The sequence below is a fragment of the Thalassospira lucentensis genome (genome assembly GCF_001613805.1).
In the GTDB taxonomy this organism is placed as follows: domain Bacteria; phylum Pseudomonadota; class Alphaproteobacteria; order Rhodospirillales; family Thalassospiraceae; genus Thalassospira; species Thalassospira lucentensis_A.
The window spans coordinates 127,364-142,814 of sequence record NZ_LPVY01000022.1; the positions used below are offsets into that span (position 1 = coordinate 127,364).

13 protein-coding genes are annotated in these 15,451 nt (G+C 54.1%); 10 read left to right on the forward strand and 3 right to left on the reverse strand.

Translation table 11 applies throughout. From position 1 onward, the window contains the following. Positions 1-75: 75 nt before the first annotated feature. Positions 76-1,446 carry an aspartate aminotransferase family protein gene (locus tag AUP42_RS18745; RefSeq protein ID WP_062953125.1) on the reverse strand — a complete coding sequence of 457 codons (1,371 nt, stop codon included), beginning with the start codon at positions 1,444-1,446 and terminating at the stop codon, positions 76-78. Between the two features lie 302 nt (positions 1,447-1,748). Between AUP42_RS18745 and AUP42_RS18750 the strand changes: the two genes are divergently transcribed. The 7 genes from AUP42_RS18750 to pgi all read left to right on the forward strand — a co-directional run bounded on the left by AUP42_RS18750 (position 1,749) and on the right by pgi (position 9,917). Beyond that, complete coding sequence (locus AUP42_RS18750; protein ID WP_062953126.1) at positions 1,749-3,131, forward strand: glutamine synthetase family protein; 1,383 nt, start codon at positions 1,749-1,751, stop codon at positions 3,129-3,131. Positions 3,132-3,185: 54 nt separating this feature from the next. Beyond that, positions 3,186-3,734, forward strand: coding sequence for a cupin domain-containing protein (locus AUP42_RS18755; protein ID WP_062953127.1), 549 nt, complete (start codon positions 3,186-3,188; stop codon positions 3,732-3,734). 69 nt (positions 3,735-3,803) lie between these two features. Beyond that, positions 3,804-5,309: an aldehyde dehydrogenase gene (locus AUP42_RS18760; RefSeq protein WP_062953128.1), complete on the forward strand. Its 1,506-nt coding sequence runs from the start codon at positions 3,804-3,806 to the stop codon at positions 5,307-5,309. Between the two features lie 27 nt (positions 5,310-5,336). After that, the gene (speB, locus tag AUP42_RS18765) at positions 5,337-6,308 is read left to right on the forward strand and encodes an agmatinase (protein ID WP_062953129.1); all 972 of its coding nucleotides are present in this window, start codon (positions 5,337-5,339) and stop codon (positions 6,306-6,308) included. 112 nt (positions 6,309-6,420) lie between these two features. Beyond that, on the forward strand, positions 6,421-7,005 hold the full coding sequence (locus AUP42_RS18770) for a tyrosine phosphatase family protein (protein ID WP_062953130.1): 585 nt from the start codon (positions 6,421-6,423) through the stop codon (positions 7,003-7,005). Between the two features lie 152 nt (positions 7,006-7,157). Next, positions 7,158-8,117 (forward strand): PfkB family carbohydrate kinase, encoded by a 960-nt coding sequence (locus tag AUP42_RS18775; RefSeq protein WP_062953131.1) that lies wholly within the window; start codon positions 7,158-7,160, stop codon positions 8,115-8,117. A gap of 153 nt (positions 8,118-8,270) precedes the next feature. Continuing rightward, positions 8,271-9,917 carry a glucose-6-phosphate isomerase gene (gene pgi / locus AUP42_RS18780; RefSeq protein WP_062953132.1) on the forward strand — a complete coding sequence of 549 codons (1,647 nt, stop codon included), beginning with the start codon at positions 8,271-8,273 and terminating at the stop codon, positions 9,915-9,917. Here pgi and AUP42_RS21265 read toward each other — a convergent pair. Both AUP42_RS21265 and AUP42_RS18785 read right to left on the reverse strand, forming a co-directional pair. After that, positions 9,897-10,124 carry a DUF2256 domain-containing protein gene (locus AUP42_RS21265; RefSeq protein ID WP_082824851.1) on the reverse strand — a complete coding sequence of 76 codons (228 nt, stop codon included), beginning with the start codon at positions 10,122-10,124 and terminating at the stop codon, positions 9,897-9,899. The two genes, pgi and AUP42_RS21265, sit on opposite strands and share 21 nt — an antisense overlap. 4 nt (positions 10,125-10,128) lie before the next feature. Next, complete coding sequence (locus AUP42_RS18785; RefSeq protein ID WP_062953133.1) at positions 10,129-11,151, reverse strand: NAD(P)/FAD-dependent oxidoreductase; 1,023 nt, start codon at positions 11,149-11,151, stop codon at positions 10,129-10,131. A gap of 173 nt (positions 11,152-11,324) precedes the next feature. On the opposite strand from AUP42_RS18785, the gene AUP42_RS18790 reads away from it, so the two are divergent. From AUP42_RS18790 to AUP42_RS18800, 3 genes are all read left to right on the forward strand, one after another. Next, positions 11,325-12,923 carry a choice-of-anchor I family protein gene (locus AUP42_RS18790; RefSeq protein WP_231858348.1) on the forward strand — a complete coding sequence of 533 codons (1,599 nt, stop codon included), beginning with the start codon at positions 11,325-11,327 and terminating at the stop codon, positions 12,921-12,923. A gap of 172 nt (positions 12,924-13,095) precedes the next feature. Continuing rightward, positions 13,096-13,830, forward strand: a complete 735-nt coding sequence (locus AUP42_RS18795; RefSeq protein ID WP_037991605.1) for a response regulator — start codon at positions 13,096-13,098, stop codon at positions 13,828-13,830. Between the two features lie 11 nt (positions 13,831-13,841). After that, a complete protein-coding gene (locus tag AUP42_RS18800) occupies positions 13,842-15,350 on the forward strand; it encodes an ATP-binding protein (RefSeq protein ID WP_062953135.1) in 1,509 nt (502 codons plus the stop codon). Positions 15,351-15,451 lie beyond the last annotated feature (101 nt).

Here is a 15,451-nt window from a genome sequence, read left to right on the forward strand (position 1 = left end):
GGGGGAAATGATAAACACCCGGCGGATGATATATCGCGCCGGGTGTTTGTGTAATGTCTTGATTTAAATCGGAACTTACATTTTTCCGATTTTTTTGGCTGTCGCATCAAAGGCTGCACGGGCCCGTTTGACCAGTTCATCAACTTCGCCGTGCGTGATGCAAAGCGGCGGCGAGGCCACCATGCGATCACCGCAGGCCCGCATGATAACGCCATTTTCCACACAGGCATCACGGCAGATGGTGCCGACCGTGCCCGGTTTATCGAACGGTTTGCGCGTTGCCTTGTTTTCCACCAGCGGAATACCGGCAATCAGGCCGACGGTTTCAACCGCACCGACCAGCGGATGATCGGCTAGGGTTTTGAGCTTTTCGGCAAAATACGGACCGATGTCATCGCGAACGCGTTCAACCAGTTTTTCATCACGAATGATGCGGATGTTTTCCAATGCCACGGCTGCTGCTGCCGGGTGTCCGGAATAGGTAAATCCGTGGGTGAACTCGCCGCACTCATTGATCAGGACATCAGCAACCCGTTCGCCGACCATGACAGCTGAAATCGGAAGGTAACCCGATGACATGCCCTTTGCCATCGGCATCAGGTCCGGCTTGATATCGAACGTGTCCGACCCAAACCAGTTGCCGGTGCGGCCAAAGCCGCAAATAACCTCGTCAGCAATCATAAGGATATCGTATTTTTTGCAGATGCGTTGAATTTCCGGCCAGTAGGTTGACGGCGGAATGATCACGCCACCGGCCCCCTGGATGGGTTCACCAATGAAGGCACCGACGCGATCAGCACCGAGTTGTTCGATTTTTTCTTCGAGCTTGCGCGCCGCAATCAACCCGAATTCTTCGGGGGTGTGATCGCCGCCTTCACCGTACCAGTATGGCTGATCGATATGGGCGACATCGGGCAAAAGCGGCCCGCCCTGAGAATGCATGCCCGCCATGCCGCCAAGCGACGCCCCGGCAATGGTCGAGCCGTGATAGGCGTTTTTGCGGCTGATGATAAAGGTGCGTTCCGGCTGACCTTTAAGCTTCCAGTACTGGCGGACCATGCGAACGACCGTGTCGTTCGCTTCCGAGCCGGAATTGGCATAAAAGACATGGTTTAACCCGTCCGGCGTGATTTCGGCGAGAACCTTTGAAAGCTCGATCGCAGGCGTGTTCGCGCACTGGAAGAAGTTGTTGTAGTAGGGCAGTTCAAGCATCTGATTATAGGCGGCGTCGGCAAGTTCCTTGCGGCCATAGCCGACATTGACGCACCAAAGGCCTGCCATGCCATCCAGATATTGTTTGCCGTGCGAATCTTCGATGAACACACCTTTGGCGCGTGTAATCACGCGTGTGCCGCGGCTGTTTAGATCCGCTGTATCGGTAAACGGATGAATATGGTGCTGCTGATCGATATCCTGCCAATAGGCGGTTTTGTCGAAATTATTCATAACGTCTCCTGACAGCGATACTTGCCTGTTTTGTGCGATATGTTGAACATCTTGGCTAAGTGTTCGTTTTTTTGAACACCTTTGCAAGGGGAAATTTTATGAAACAAATTTGTCGTCCTGGAGCCAGATTTGATATGGGCTGGTTGTTTCAAACCATTCCTAATATCCATGGCAACCACGTCAGGGATTTATTTTGCACTGCATTATTTGCACGATATATCGAACGAGGGGCTTGACCGCAATCATTGGGCGGGGCACGATGAAAAGGTGAAATAAATAGGCTTTTCTGGGAGTATTAGACGATGAACAAGTCGTTCGTCGAAGACAGTAGGGCGGAAGCTCAACGATTCTTTGAAGCAAATCCGGATATAGAACTTGTCGAATTACTCATTCCTGACGTGAATGGGGTGTTCCGGGGCAAGCGAATCAGCAAGCAGAAGTTTCTCAAAAGCTTCCATGAAGGCATCAATATGCCGGGGTCCGTGTGTCTGGTGGATATCACCGGCGACAACCCGGAAGGTACCGGTCTGCTTTGGTCCAGTGGTGATCAGGACAATGTTGCCAAGCCGATACCGGGAACCCTGCATGCGGTTCCGTATGGTGAACTGCCGTTGGCCCAGGTCATGATGAGCCTGTATAATCTGGACGGTACAAAATTCTTTGCCGATCCGCGGAACGTTCTGCAGGCGGTTGTTGACCGTCTAGCAGCGGATGGTTTCTATCCGACCGTGGCGCTGGAACTTGAATTCTATCTTGCCGATCAGAATGAACAAACTGCTGCACCGTTGCCGCCTGCACCGCTTGGCGGCGGGATCGCATCGGACGGTGTTCAGGTCTATGGCCTTCAGCAGATCGAGGATTTCGAAAAAGTCCTTCATGACGCGGTTGCCGAGCTGAACCGGCAGGGCATTCCGGCCGATACAATCGTTGCCGAAGCCGGCCCCGGCCAGTTTGAAATCAATCTGGGGCATGTGAATGACCCGATGCAGGCGGCTGATCACGCCATGCAGCTTAAACGCGTTGTCAAAGGCATTGCCTGGGATCACGGCGTGACCGCAACATTCATGGCCAAGCCGTATTCCGATCAGGCGGGTAACGGATTGCATGTTCATGTTTCGCTGCGTGACAAGGAAGGCAAGAACGTCCTTTCGCCCAAGGGGGACGAGGATGTTTCCGACCTGCTGTTGCACGCGATTGGCGGTTTGCAGGCGTCAATGTTTGAAAGCATGGCGATTTTTGCGCCCAACCCGAATTCCTATCGCCGGTTCCAGAACAAGGCCTATGCGCCGATGTCTCCGAACTGGGGGCTCAATAACCGTACCGTGGCACTTCGTATTCCGGCAGGCGGCCCGGAAGCTGCCCGCATCGAGCATCGTGTGTCGGGCGCGGATGCCAATCCGTATCTGGTTCTGGCCTGTGTTTTGGCAGGCATGCATTACGGCATGAAGAACAAGCTTGATCCGGGTGATCCGATTGTCGGCAACGGCTATGAGCAGCATGGCGGGCGGATCGTGCCGCGCAGCATGATTTCGGCACTCGACCGTTTTGTCGAAGGTGACATCGTCAAGGAATATCTGGGCGAGCGGTTTGTCGAGGTTTTCGATATCTGCCGACGTTCCGAATATGACGAATTCTTTTCCGAAGTCACGCCGCTTGAATACCGTTGGTATCTTGACGCGGTATAACGCCACTTTTGTAAAATGGTCGCCGACAAGAGCGACCGACAGGGAAGAGACCGGATGTCACAAAAGGTTGGGGATCGCCTGAAAGCAGTACGTACCATGTACGGGCTATCCCAGCGTGAACTGGCGCGCCGCGCCGGTGTCACCAACAGCACGATATCGACGATTGAACAGAACCGGGTCAGCCCGTCGGTCGACAGTCTGGCCAAGGTTCTGGCGGGTATCCCCATGAGCCTGATCAACTTCTTTACGATTGATCTGGAAAACGGCGAGGAGATTTTCTTTCGCAAGGAAGATCTCGTCGAACTTTCCGATGGCACCATGTCGATGCGTCTTGTCGGCGCAACCCGCAAGGACCGCAATTTGCGCGTCCTTCATGAAATTTATCCGCCCGGCGGTGACACCGGCGACAATCTGATCGTCCAGAAGGGCGAGGAAGCCGGTGTTGTTGTCCGTGGCAAGCTTGAAGTTACAGTGGGCGAACGTGTTCGTGTTCTGGGACCCGGGGATGCATATTATTTCAATGCCGAAATCCCGCACCGGTTCCGCAATGCTGGTGACACGGAATGCGAAGTCGTCAGTGCCGCAACACCGCCGTCATACTGATTGCACAATCATCATGTTTGAATATTGCGCGGAACAAACAGAACGCGCGATCCGTCAGGAGGATTTCCGATGACAAACCAGTTGAATTTCGAACAGCTGAGCGCACAGGCAGCCAGCCTGACGATCCGTAACAAGGCCTTTATCAATGGGGCTTATGTCGATGCGGCATCGGGCAAAACGTTTGATTGCATCAGCCCGCGCGACGGCAGGGTTTTGACCAAGGTGGCCGAATGCGATGTTGAAGACGTCAATCGCGCGGTGGCATCGGCCCGTGCGGTCTTTGAAAAAGGCAGCTGGTCGGAAGCATCACCGGGCAAGCGCAAGGCCGTAATGATGAATTTTGCCGATCTGATGGAAAAGCATGCTGCAGAACTGGCGCTGCTTGAAAGTCTTGATATGGGTAAGCCCATCAGCCTTGCGGCGGGTGATGACATCCCGTTGTCCTATAAATGCATCCGCTGGTACGCCGAGGCGATTGACAAGATTTATGACGAAATTTCACCGGGCGAGGCACGTGCGATTGGCATGATCACGCGTGAACCGCTGGGCGTTGTTGCCGCGGTCGTGCCGTGGAACTTCCCGCTGATGATGGCGGTCTGGAAGCTTGGCCCGGCATTGGCGATGGGCAATTCGATCATTCTTAAACCTGCCGAACAATCGCCACTGACCGCAATACGTGTCGCGGAACTGGCGGTCGAGGCTGGCATTCCGGCAGGTGTTCTGAACGTTCTGCCGGGCTTTGGTCCGACGGCGGGCAAGGCACTTGGCCTGCATCCGGATGTCGATTGCGTAACCTTTACCGGTTCGGGCGAAGTGGGGAAACTGTTCCTGCAATATTCCGGTCAGTCGAACATGAAACGCGTCTGGCTGGAATGTGGTGGAAAAAGCCCGAATATCGTTCTGGCCGATTGTCCGGATATGGACGCGGCAGCAGAAGCCGCAGCAGGCGGCATTTTCTATAATCAGGGCGAGGTCTGCACGGCTGGTTCGCGCCTGATTGTCGAAGAAAGCATCAAGGACGAATTCATCGAGAAAGTGGTTGCAGTAGGCCGCACAATGCAGCCGGGTGACCCCCTGGACCCAAACAGCCAGATGGGCGCGATTGTCGATGAAAATCAGATGAACCGCGTTCTGGGCTATATCGAGAAGGGGGCGGCAGAGGGTGCAAAACTTTGCACGGGCGGCAAACGTGCACGGACCGAGTCCGGTGGCTATTATGTCGAGCCGACCGTGTTTGACGCGGTCAAAAACGATATGACAATCGCCAAGGAAGAAATCTTTGGCCCGGTTTTGTCGGTGATTTCGGTTCAGGACTGGAAAGAGGCTGTTCAGACGGCGAATGATACGCCATATGGACTTGCCGCAGCCGTATGGACGCGCGATATCAACAAGGCCCATCTGGCGGCTAAAAAGCTGCGTGCGGGTCTTGTCTGGGTCAATTGCTGGGACGGTGGATCCATCACCATGCCGTTTGGCGGTTACAAGCAATCGGGCACCGGTCGTGACCGTTCGCTGCATGCGATGGACAAATATTGTGAAATCAAGTCGACCTGGATTGCACTAGGCGACGCCTGAGGTTCGGAAAGGACAAGGGGACGAATTATGAGCAGTACCGGGGTTATTGATACCAAAGGCGGCGACAACGCTTTTACTGCGAAATCCGTGCATCAGAATACCAGTGAGCCGATGTATTCCGGTGCGCTGTCATTCATGCGCCGCAAATATACCCGTGATCTTACGGGCATTGATGTTGCGGTTACGGGCATCCCCTATGATCTTGCAACGTCAAGCCGCCCCGGTACGCGCCTTGGTCCGCAGGGTGTGCGCCGTGCGTCGGTAAATCTTGCATGGGCACCGCATTTCCCGTCCGGGCGCGATATTTTTGGCGAACTGGCCGTGATTGATTACGGCGATATGGTGATTGATCCCGGTTACCCGCATAAAATCCCGGAGATGATTGAGGATCACGCACGCGATATCGTCAGCTCCGGGGCAAAGATGCTGACCATTGGCGGGGACCATTTCATCAGTTACCCAATCCTGAAGGCTCATGCCGAAAAGTACGGCAAGGGAATTTCGCTGATCCAGTTCGATGCCCATTCCGATACATGGGAAGATGACGGCGATCGTATCGATCATGGCACCATGTTCTGGCATGCGGCAAAGAATGGCATTGTTGACGCGTCGAAATCCATTCAGGTTGGCATCCGCACGCATAATGAATCGACCCACGGATACAACATCCTTTACGGGCCGGATGTGCAGGCGATGTCGATTGATCAGATCGTTGCCAAAATCAAGGATGTGGTCGGCGACAATCACGCCTATATCACCTTTGATATCGACGGGCTTGATCCGTGCTATGCCCCGGGCACCGGTACGCCGGTTTTGGGCGGATTGACCAGCCATCAGGCGGTTTCGATCCTGCGCGGTCTTGCGGGAGGGATCAACCTGATCGGGTCGGATGTGGTCGAAGTTTCCCCGCCTTATGACGTTTCAGATATCACATCGCTTGCCGGTGCGACGATTGCGTGGGAAATGCTGAACATCCATGCGGTAAACCGAAAGCCATAATTGCGCAGCACAAAGAATTCAAAAAGGGCCGGTATTTTTAACAATACCGGCCCTTTGCTTTTTGGGGCTGCTGTGATGTTATTGCGCTTAATCAGTGTATTGGAGGAAAGACATGAAACCGGTTTCAATTTCGCTTTTGACGATTTGTGGCATTGATGAACTGCCAACCCATCAGGCCCGATCGGTTTCGCATGTGCTTTCCGTCCTTGATCCGGAACGTCCGGATCCGGATGCCTTCGCAGCATATGCGCCGCATGAACGTACCATTCTGCGTTTCCACGATATTATCGAGGAACTCCCGGGCCAGATGGCGCCGACATCAGCCCATGTTGAAGAGGTTCTTGCCTTTGGCGAGGGGCTTAAAAACACGGTCGATGCCCGTAAGGACGGTCATCTGCTGGTGCATTGCCATATGGGCGTGTCACGTTCGACAGCAGCGATGCTGACGCTAATGGCGCAAACCCAGCCCGATGCAAACGAAGATGAACTTTTTGCAACCCTTCGCGCCATTCGTCCGATTGCATGGCCAAATTCGCGCATGATTGCCTTTGCCGATGATCTGCTCGGGCGGGACGGTAAGCTGACGGCAGCCCTTAACCGGCATTATCGCTATCAGCTTGAACATGACGATCATTTCGATGAATGGATGACATCGCTTGGTCGAGCGCGTGAAGTGGCACTTGGAAAAGCGGCCTGAAGTTGCAGTGTTATACCCGGAAATCAGCCACTTTGTGATCAAAGTGGCTTTTCCTTTGCCTGTCGAATTGAATCGATTTAAAAACGTCGCGTCCCACAGCAAATGATAATGCCCGCAACCCCGTTGCCGGGTGACATAAACGGAGAAACGCTATGAGCGCAAAAGCAGTTTGCCTTGGGGAATTGCTGATCGATTTTGTTCCGACCGTAACCGGTACCGGCCTTGCCGATGCGCCGGCATTTGCCAAGGCCGCAGGTGGTGCGCCGGGCAATGTGGCTGTGGGATTGCAGCGGCTTGGTATTGAAACGGGTTTTATCGGCAAGCTCGGCGATGATGCCTTCGGCCATTTTCTGGTCGATACGCTCAAAGCTGACAATGTCGATACATCGGGCATCGTCCTGACCAAGGAAGCCCTGACAGGGCTAGCCTTTGTTTCGCTGCGGGCCGATGGCGAACGTGAATTTTCCTTCTATCGCAGTCCGTCTGCCGATATGCTGCTGGCGCCGTCCGATCTGGATGAGGATATGCTTAAAGGATGCGAGTTGTTTCACTATGGCACGCTTTGCATGATCGATGATGATCCGCGTGCGGCGACGCTTGCGGCCATCGACATTGCGCGTAAAAACGGTGCAATCATTTCATGTGACCCCAATCTTCGCCTGCCGCTTTGGCCCAGTGCGGATGCCGCCCGTGATATGCTGCGTCTTGCGATCACCAAGGCGGATGTTGTGAAAATTTCCGACGACGAAGTCGCCTTTATCACCGGCAAGGACGATCTTGAGGCTGGCGTGCGTGAATTGTGGTGCGATCACTGGAAACTGATGATCGTGACGTCGGGCCCGAAAGGCAGCCGGTTCTTTACCCCTGATTTCGAAGGTTCGGCCGAGCCGTTCAAGGTCACGGCGGTTGACGCGACCGGGGCAGGGGACGGTTTTACCGCAGGCTTCCTGTCACGTTTGCTCAAAGATCCGGAATTGCTGAAATCTGCGGCAAAGGTCGAAGCTGCCTGTCGCTTTGCCAACGCGGTTGGGGCCCTTACCGCAACCAAACGCGGTGCGATTGCAGCCCTTCCGACCGAGGCACAGGTTTCGGAATTCCTTTCCGCGAACTGATTGGCCGGATAATATTCATGCGATGGCAATCCTGTTCCCGCCGGATTGCCATCAAAATGTCCCACAAACTGTCCCACAAATGGTCGTATCGGCGTGTTAGTGTTTTGACATGACGCCGATATTGTTTGCTATCTGTTTGAAGCCGAGGGTGGAATGTCCACAGAAAATCTGACGACCTGCTGGGAAAAGCTTGATCGACTGGGCGCAGAAGTTTCCAAGAACCTGAATTTGCGCAAGGCCTTTGCCGATGATCCGGCACGGTTCGACCGTTTCCACGTTACGCAGGATGATCTGTTTATCGATTATTCGAAAAACCTGATCACCGATGATGTGATGGCCGCGCTGCGCGAATTGGCCGAAACAGCCAATGTCGAAAGCTGGCGCGAACGGATGTTTGCCGGTGACCGGATCAATGTCACCGAAAATCGCGCTGTTCTTCATACAGCCCTTCGCAATCTGGATGGCAATCCGGTGATGGTTGACGGCAAGGACGTTATGCCCGACATCAAGGAAGTCCTTGTACGTATGAAACGCTTTGCCGCGCGCGTGCATACCGGCGACTGGAAAGGCCATACCGGCAAGGCGATCACCGATGTCGTCAATATCGGGATTGGCGGTTCCGATCTTGGGCCGGTCATGGTGAACGAGGCACTTCGTCCGTATCATATCGACGGTATTCGCTGCCATTTCGTTTCCAACGTTGATGGCGCGCATATCGTTGATACACTGAAAAACCTTGATGCGGAAACGACGCTTTTCATCATTGCATCCAAAACCTTCACCACCGACGAAACCCTGACAAATGCCTATTCGGCCCGTGACTGGCTGGTTGGTTTGCTGAAAGACGAGGAGGCAGTTGCCAAGCATTTTGTCGCCGTTTCAACAGCTTTGGACAAGGTTGCCGAATTCGGCATCGATACTGACAACGCGTTTGGTTTCTGGGACTGGGTCGGTGGGCGGTACAGCCTTTGGTCGGCTATCGGCCTGCCGATTATTCTTGCGGTCGGGTACGAGAAATTCGAAGAATTGCTGCGTGGCGCACAGGCGATGGATAACCATTTCCGTTCAGCTCCGCTTGACCGGAATATTCCGGTAACGCTGGCGTTGATCGGGGTCTGGTATCGCAATGTTCTGGGGGCTTCCAGTCAGGCGATCCTGCCTTATGACCAGCATCTTTCGCGCCTGCCGGCTTATTTGCAGCAGGCCGATATGGAAAGTAACGGCAAATCCGTTACCCGCGATGGCAAGCCGATCTATTATGAAACCGGTCCGATCATCTGGGGCGAACCCGGCACCAATGGCCAGCACGCCTTTTATCAGTTGATCCATCAGGGTACAGAACTGATCCCGGTTGATTTCATCGTTGCGGCGAATGCCTTGCACCCGTTATCGAACCACCATGACAAACTGGTCGCAAACTGCTTTGCGCAGGCCGAAGCCCTGATGCGCGGCAAGACAGAGGCGGAAGTCCGCGATGAACTTGCCGGTGGCAATCTGTCCCCGGCCGAGATTGATGTTCTGGCCCCGCAAAAGGTCTTTGCCGGGAACAAGCCCAGCACCATGATCCTCTATAAGCAGCTTGATCCCTTTACGCTGGGGCGTCTGGTCGCAATGTATGAACATAAAATCTTTGTTCAGGGCATCATCTGGAACGTCAATTCCTATGACCAGTGGGGGGTTGAACTTGGCAAGCAGCTTGCCAAGGAATTGCTGCCGATGGTGCAGGGGAATGAAACAGCCGATGCGCGTGATGCTTCAACGGCGGGGCTGATCAATCAGTTACACGCACTTCGCGGTTAAGTCGATCCGAAGGGTGGTGTCAGTCTGTCGTCTGGTGCCGCCCTTGTTATGTTCGCGATGATCCCGGCAACGGGCAGAGCAATATTTGACATCGTCCCAACAATCGCGCCATTTGCGTCGCCATGCGAAGGGCCGATGACAGGTCATGCAAACCTTGTTCGGCAGGTTCGCCTTTTCAGGTCGTTTACCGTTGGCATTTCGGGCCATCCGATCACCCGATTAGTGCTTCGATCATGGCGTGTGCGGCGCATTTTCCGCTGCGCCATGCCGCTTCTACCCTTGCCCCCAGGCACCAGTCGCCTGCGGCAATTATGCGTCCGTTCATTCCGGCCAAATGGCTTCGGCCAAGTGGCGTGATTGTTCGGGCATATCGCCAGCGATGGGCGTCTATTGAAATCACATCGGGAAGTTTGGCACCACTTGCCGCGCGCAGTTTATCGAGCAATCGGGATGCGATGCGTTCCTTGTCCTCTTCAAGGTTGTCGCGGGACCATTCGGAACTGGCATGCAAAACCCAAAGGTCGGGGGATGGCTTGTGGATCAGATGACGGTGATCGCCACTGCGCGCCGCCCAGCTTATCGCCGGATCAGGATGGATCATCGCGTCAAATGCCGTTGGCAACGGTTTGGCAAAAGCGATCATCACAGCCCAGCATGGGGCCATTTCAACATCGGCAATCGGATCAAATCGTGCGGCAAGCGGTTGCAGCAATTCTGCCGATTGCGGGGCTGGAGCGGTAACGATCACACCGCCAAACGGGCCGAATTCACCATCCAAATCATGCAGGACAAAATTGCGCGGTCCGGCGGTTTCGATACGGGTAATGCGGTGTTGCTTGCAGATTTCAAACGGTGCCAGAAGCGGGGTGATCAGTTTGTTCATCTGCGGTGCGCCCTGATACCAGATATCTTTGGCGGCATTGCCGTCTGTGACTGATTGCGATGGCATATGCAGGTGCGCCAAAGCTCCGCGATGCAGGTTCGGGTTCCAGTTATGGGCTGCTTTCCGGTTTTCCGCCTGATGCAGGAACGCCCTAAAATCAGGATGAAGGGCCGTGATATATTGGGCGCCGTGATTGAAATCACCAAATTCGGTACGCCGTGTTGCCAGACGTCCGCCCGTGCCGCGGCTTTTTTCAAAGACCGTTACATTAACGCCGACCCGATGAAGCGTGGCTGCTGCCTTTAAACCGGCCATTCCTGCACCAATAATGGCGATCTTGATTGCGGCCATTTTGCTGTTCCTGCCTGAAAATTTTCAACCTTTGATGTCTTACGCTGGCCGATGGCGTTTGGAGCATCGTGCAGTGCCCGATATTTATGAAACTGTCACCTTGTCGTCATCAAACTGTTACGCGTTATCAGCAGGTTATCTGCCACGATTAAACCGAACATCAGGGGGAATTTATGCGTTATTCTTTAATGGCGACTGTGGCGATGTCTGTGCTTCTCGGGGCTTGTGGTACGGCGTCTCATTCGAGCAACATGGCCATGACGGTCGATACGGCCTCGCCGGCGGCCAAACCGCTTTCGATTGTGCCGATGGGTGAATATCGCACCGGTCTTTTTGACGAAGGTGCGGCTGAAATCCCGGCTTATGATCCGGCAAGCAAGCGCATTTTCGTCGTGAATGGCGGTGAAAAGGCAATCGATATTCTTGATATGTCGAACCCGGACAAACTCGCCAAACTTGGCTCGATCAAACTTGCAACCTGGGGTAAGGCAGCAAACAGCGTTGCCATCCATGGCAACATCGTTGCCGCCGCGGTCGAGAATGACGACAAACAGGCACCGGGCAAGGCCGTCTTCTTTGACACCAATGGTGATTTCATTGCTGCGGTAACTGTCGGCGCGTTGCCTGACATGATTAAGTTTACCCCGGATGGAAAATACGTTTTGGTTGCGAACGAAGGGGAGCCGAACGACGCATTCGACAATGATCCCGAAGGCAGCATTTCGATTATTCCGGTGTCCGGAAATCTTGCCGATCTGTCGGATGCCGATGTGCGGAATATTTCCTTCGCATTCCTGAACGGGACGGACCTGCCATATGGCATGCGCACGTCAAACCCGGGCACTTCGAGCGTGGCACAGGATATCGAACCGGAATATATCGCCGTCTCGAAAGATAGCAAAACGGCCTATGTTTCGCTTCAGGAAAACAACGCGGTGGCGATCATCGACATTGAGACCGCAAATGTTATTCGGGTTGCCGGTCTTGGCTTCAAGGATCATTCGGTCAACGCGTTTGATGCCAGCGACAAGGACGGCGAAATCAACATTCGCACCTGGCCGGTCATGGGCATGTATATGCCAGATACGATTGATACGATCGAAATCGGCGGCAAAACCTGGGTCCTGACGGCAAACGAGGGGGATTCTCGCGATTACGACGGTTACAGCGAAGAAACCCGCGTTGGCAAACTGACCCTTGATCCGGTCGCATTCCCAAATGCTAGCTCCTTGCAGAAGGACGAAAACCTTGGACGTCTGAAAACGACCACGGCGCAGGGGGATACGGATGGTGATGGTGATTTCGACGTGATCTATAGCTATGGCGCACGTTCGTTCTCTGTCCTTGATGCCGATGGTAATATGGTCTTTGACAGTGGTGACAAGTTTGAACAGTACATGGCCGCGAATTACGGCAATGTGTTCAATGCATCTGACACCGAGAACTACAGCCGTGATGACCGTTCTGATGATAAGGGGCCGGAACCCGAAGGTCTGGCAACCGGTTACGTCAATGGTACGCCTTATGCTTTCATCGGTCTGGAACGCCAGGGCGGATTTATGGTCTATGACCTGACAAATCCGACCAATCCGCAATTCGTGACCTATCATTCAGATCGTCGTTTTTCCGGTAATCCGGAAGCAGGTACCGCGGGTGAACTTGCACCGGAAGGCATGCTGTTTGTTGATCCAAAAGATAGCCCGACGGGCAACGCCATGCTGATCGTAGCAAGCGAAGTATCGGGCAGCACGAAAGTTTATGACCTGAAATAGGTTGTATAAGTCTCTGCGTGCAAAGGATTTGTAGATCAAAAGCCGGGGATTCTCTCCCCGGCTTTTTCATTTATCCCGTCCGTTTGGTAAAATGGTTCAATACTGCAACGATATGAACTAAACTCCGCGCCACGGTCCGGTTACGGACCTGTCGACCGAAGGGAGGCGGAGACTGAGTACGCGACGTGAACCCCATATTCTGGTTGTCGATGACGATCAGGAAATCCAGAAGCTCCTGAAAAAATTCCTGCTCCAGCACGGGTTTCGTATCACCACCGTTTCCGACGGGGCAGAGATGCATCGTGCGCTTCGCGACTGGAATATTGATCTGGTGATCCTTGATATCATGTTGCCCGGCGAGGATGGTTTCGCGCTGTGCCGGGATGTGCGCCGCAATTCCAAGGTACCGATTGTCATGCTGACCGCAGTGGGCGAGGATACGGACCGTATTCTTGGTTTGGAACTGGGTGCAGATGATTATCTGACCAAACCGTTCAATCCGCGCGAATTGCTGGCACGTATTCGTGCCGTGTTCCGCCGTTTTGAAACCGGCACTGTGACACAGGTTCATCACGAAGAAACCAAGACCCAGAAAATCCTGTTTGCCGACTGGACGCTCGACATTGGATCACGCGAATTGCGTGATCTGGATGATGTGGCGGTGCATTTGTCGACCGGGGAATTTTCGCTGTTGCTGGCACTGGTAAAGCATAACAAGCGTGCGCTTTCGCGCGAACAGCTTGTTGATATCGTACGCGGTCAAAGCTCGATCCCGTTTGACCGCAGTATCGATATCCAGATCAGCCGCCTGCGCCGGAAAATTGAAAAAGATGCCAAAAATCCCAAACTGATCAAAACAGTGCGGGGGATCGGCTATCAGTTCTGTGCCGATACGAGGACCGTCTAGGAATTCGATCCATGGCAGATCAGATTGGTGCGTTTTCCGAATATATGCGGCGGTTCAAGCCCCGTACGCTGGGCGGACGTATCTTTATGATCATGATGGTCGGTGGTGTCATCATCGCCGGGATCAGTTCAATCGCATCGAAATACATTATCGAACGAAGCGAACGGATCAGCCGTGCCTATACGCTGGGCTTTACCATTCGCGAACTGATCCTGATCGCGGAAAGCCCGGAATTACAGGGAAATATCGTTGATATAGCCGCGCGTGACGGGCTTTCTGTCCGTGTTCTGCCACCGGACGACATCGGTACAATTCTTTTGTTTTCGCGCCCGGCACAACATATCGCAATGCCTGCGCGTCTGGCTGATACAGGCTGGCCAACATCGGTAAAGGTCCATTTTCGTTGTGGTCGCCTTGGTTCCGAACAGCGTGACCTGATTGAAACGGCCGAAAATCCCAGCCTGTTTTTTGCCGGTCTATCGCGGGAAATAGCACGTCAGGGGTTGGAAGCCCGTATCGAGATCATGTTGCCATCAGGCATGCGGATGCTGCTTAGCCATTCGGTGCTGTGGTCGGATTATGCTTCGCCATCCATGGTTTTTCTGATTTTTCTGGTCGGGGTTATCGCGGTGTTGGCGGTATTCGCTGCCTTGGCCGACCTTCTGGCCGGGCCTTTCAAAAATCTGACCGAGGCGATCATTCGTCAGGGCGACGAAGTCGAAGGCCCCCCGGTTGAGGAACGCGGCCCGACCGAGGCAAGATCAATGGCCGCGGCCTATAACGGATTGCGCGAACGGATTTCACGCATGCTGGGGGATAGAACCCGCATGCTGGCCGCGATTTCACACGATTTGCGCACGCCCAGTACGCGCCTGCGCCTGCGTGCGGAATTTATCGATAATGATGAGTTGCGCGAAACCGTATTGCGTGACCTTGATGAAATGGACGGGCTTTTGAATGATGCGCTCGATTTCCTTGGTGACTGGATTCACAAGGAAGAAGAGCGCACTGTTGATTTCACTTCGGTTCTTGAAGCGATTTGCGACGATTACGCTGATCTTGGTCGACCTGTCAGTTTTGAGGGGCCTCAGCCGCTTCGGTTCAGTTCGGTGCATACGGTTTTTGGGGGCGGGGATGAAGCGCATTCATTTGGCGACAAGCGCAGCATTCGTCTGACCTGTCGGCCGGGAACCTTGAAACGTGCCTTCACCAACCTGATCGAAAATGCCCTGAAATACGGTTATCGCGCCTATGTCAGTCTTGATGCAACAGCCGATACGGTGCTGATTTCCGTTCGGGACGAGGGGCCGGGCATTGCCGAGGAACATCAGGAAAATGTTTTTTTGCCATTCTTCCGTGTCGAGGGATCGCGCGCGCGTACCACCGGCGGCAGCGGGCTTGGCTTGTCGATTGTGAAAACGGTTATAGATGCCCATGACGGTACGGTGCGGCTACGCAATTTGCCCAGACGCGGGCTTGAGGTCACGATTGCTTTGCCACGGCGCGTCGCCAAAACCTGATACCAAAAAGGCCCGGAAACATCCGGGCCTTTTTGGTATCAGGGGGATCAAGATTGTACCCCAAAGAGAAGAACGGCGGGTGGCCCCCAGAACCACCCGCC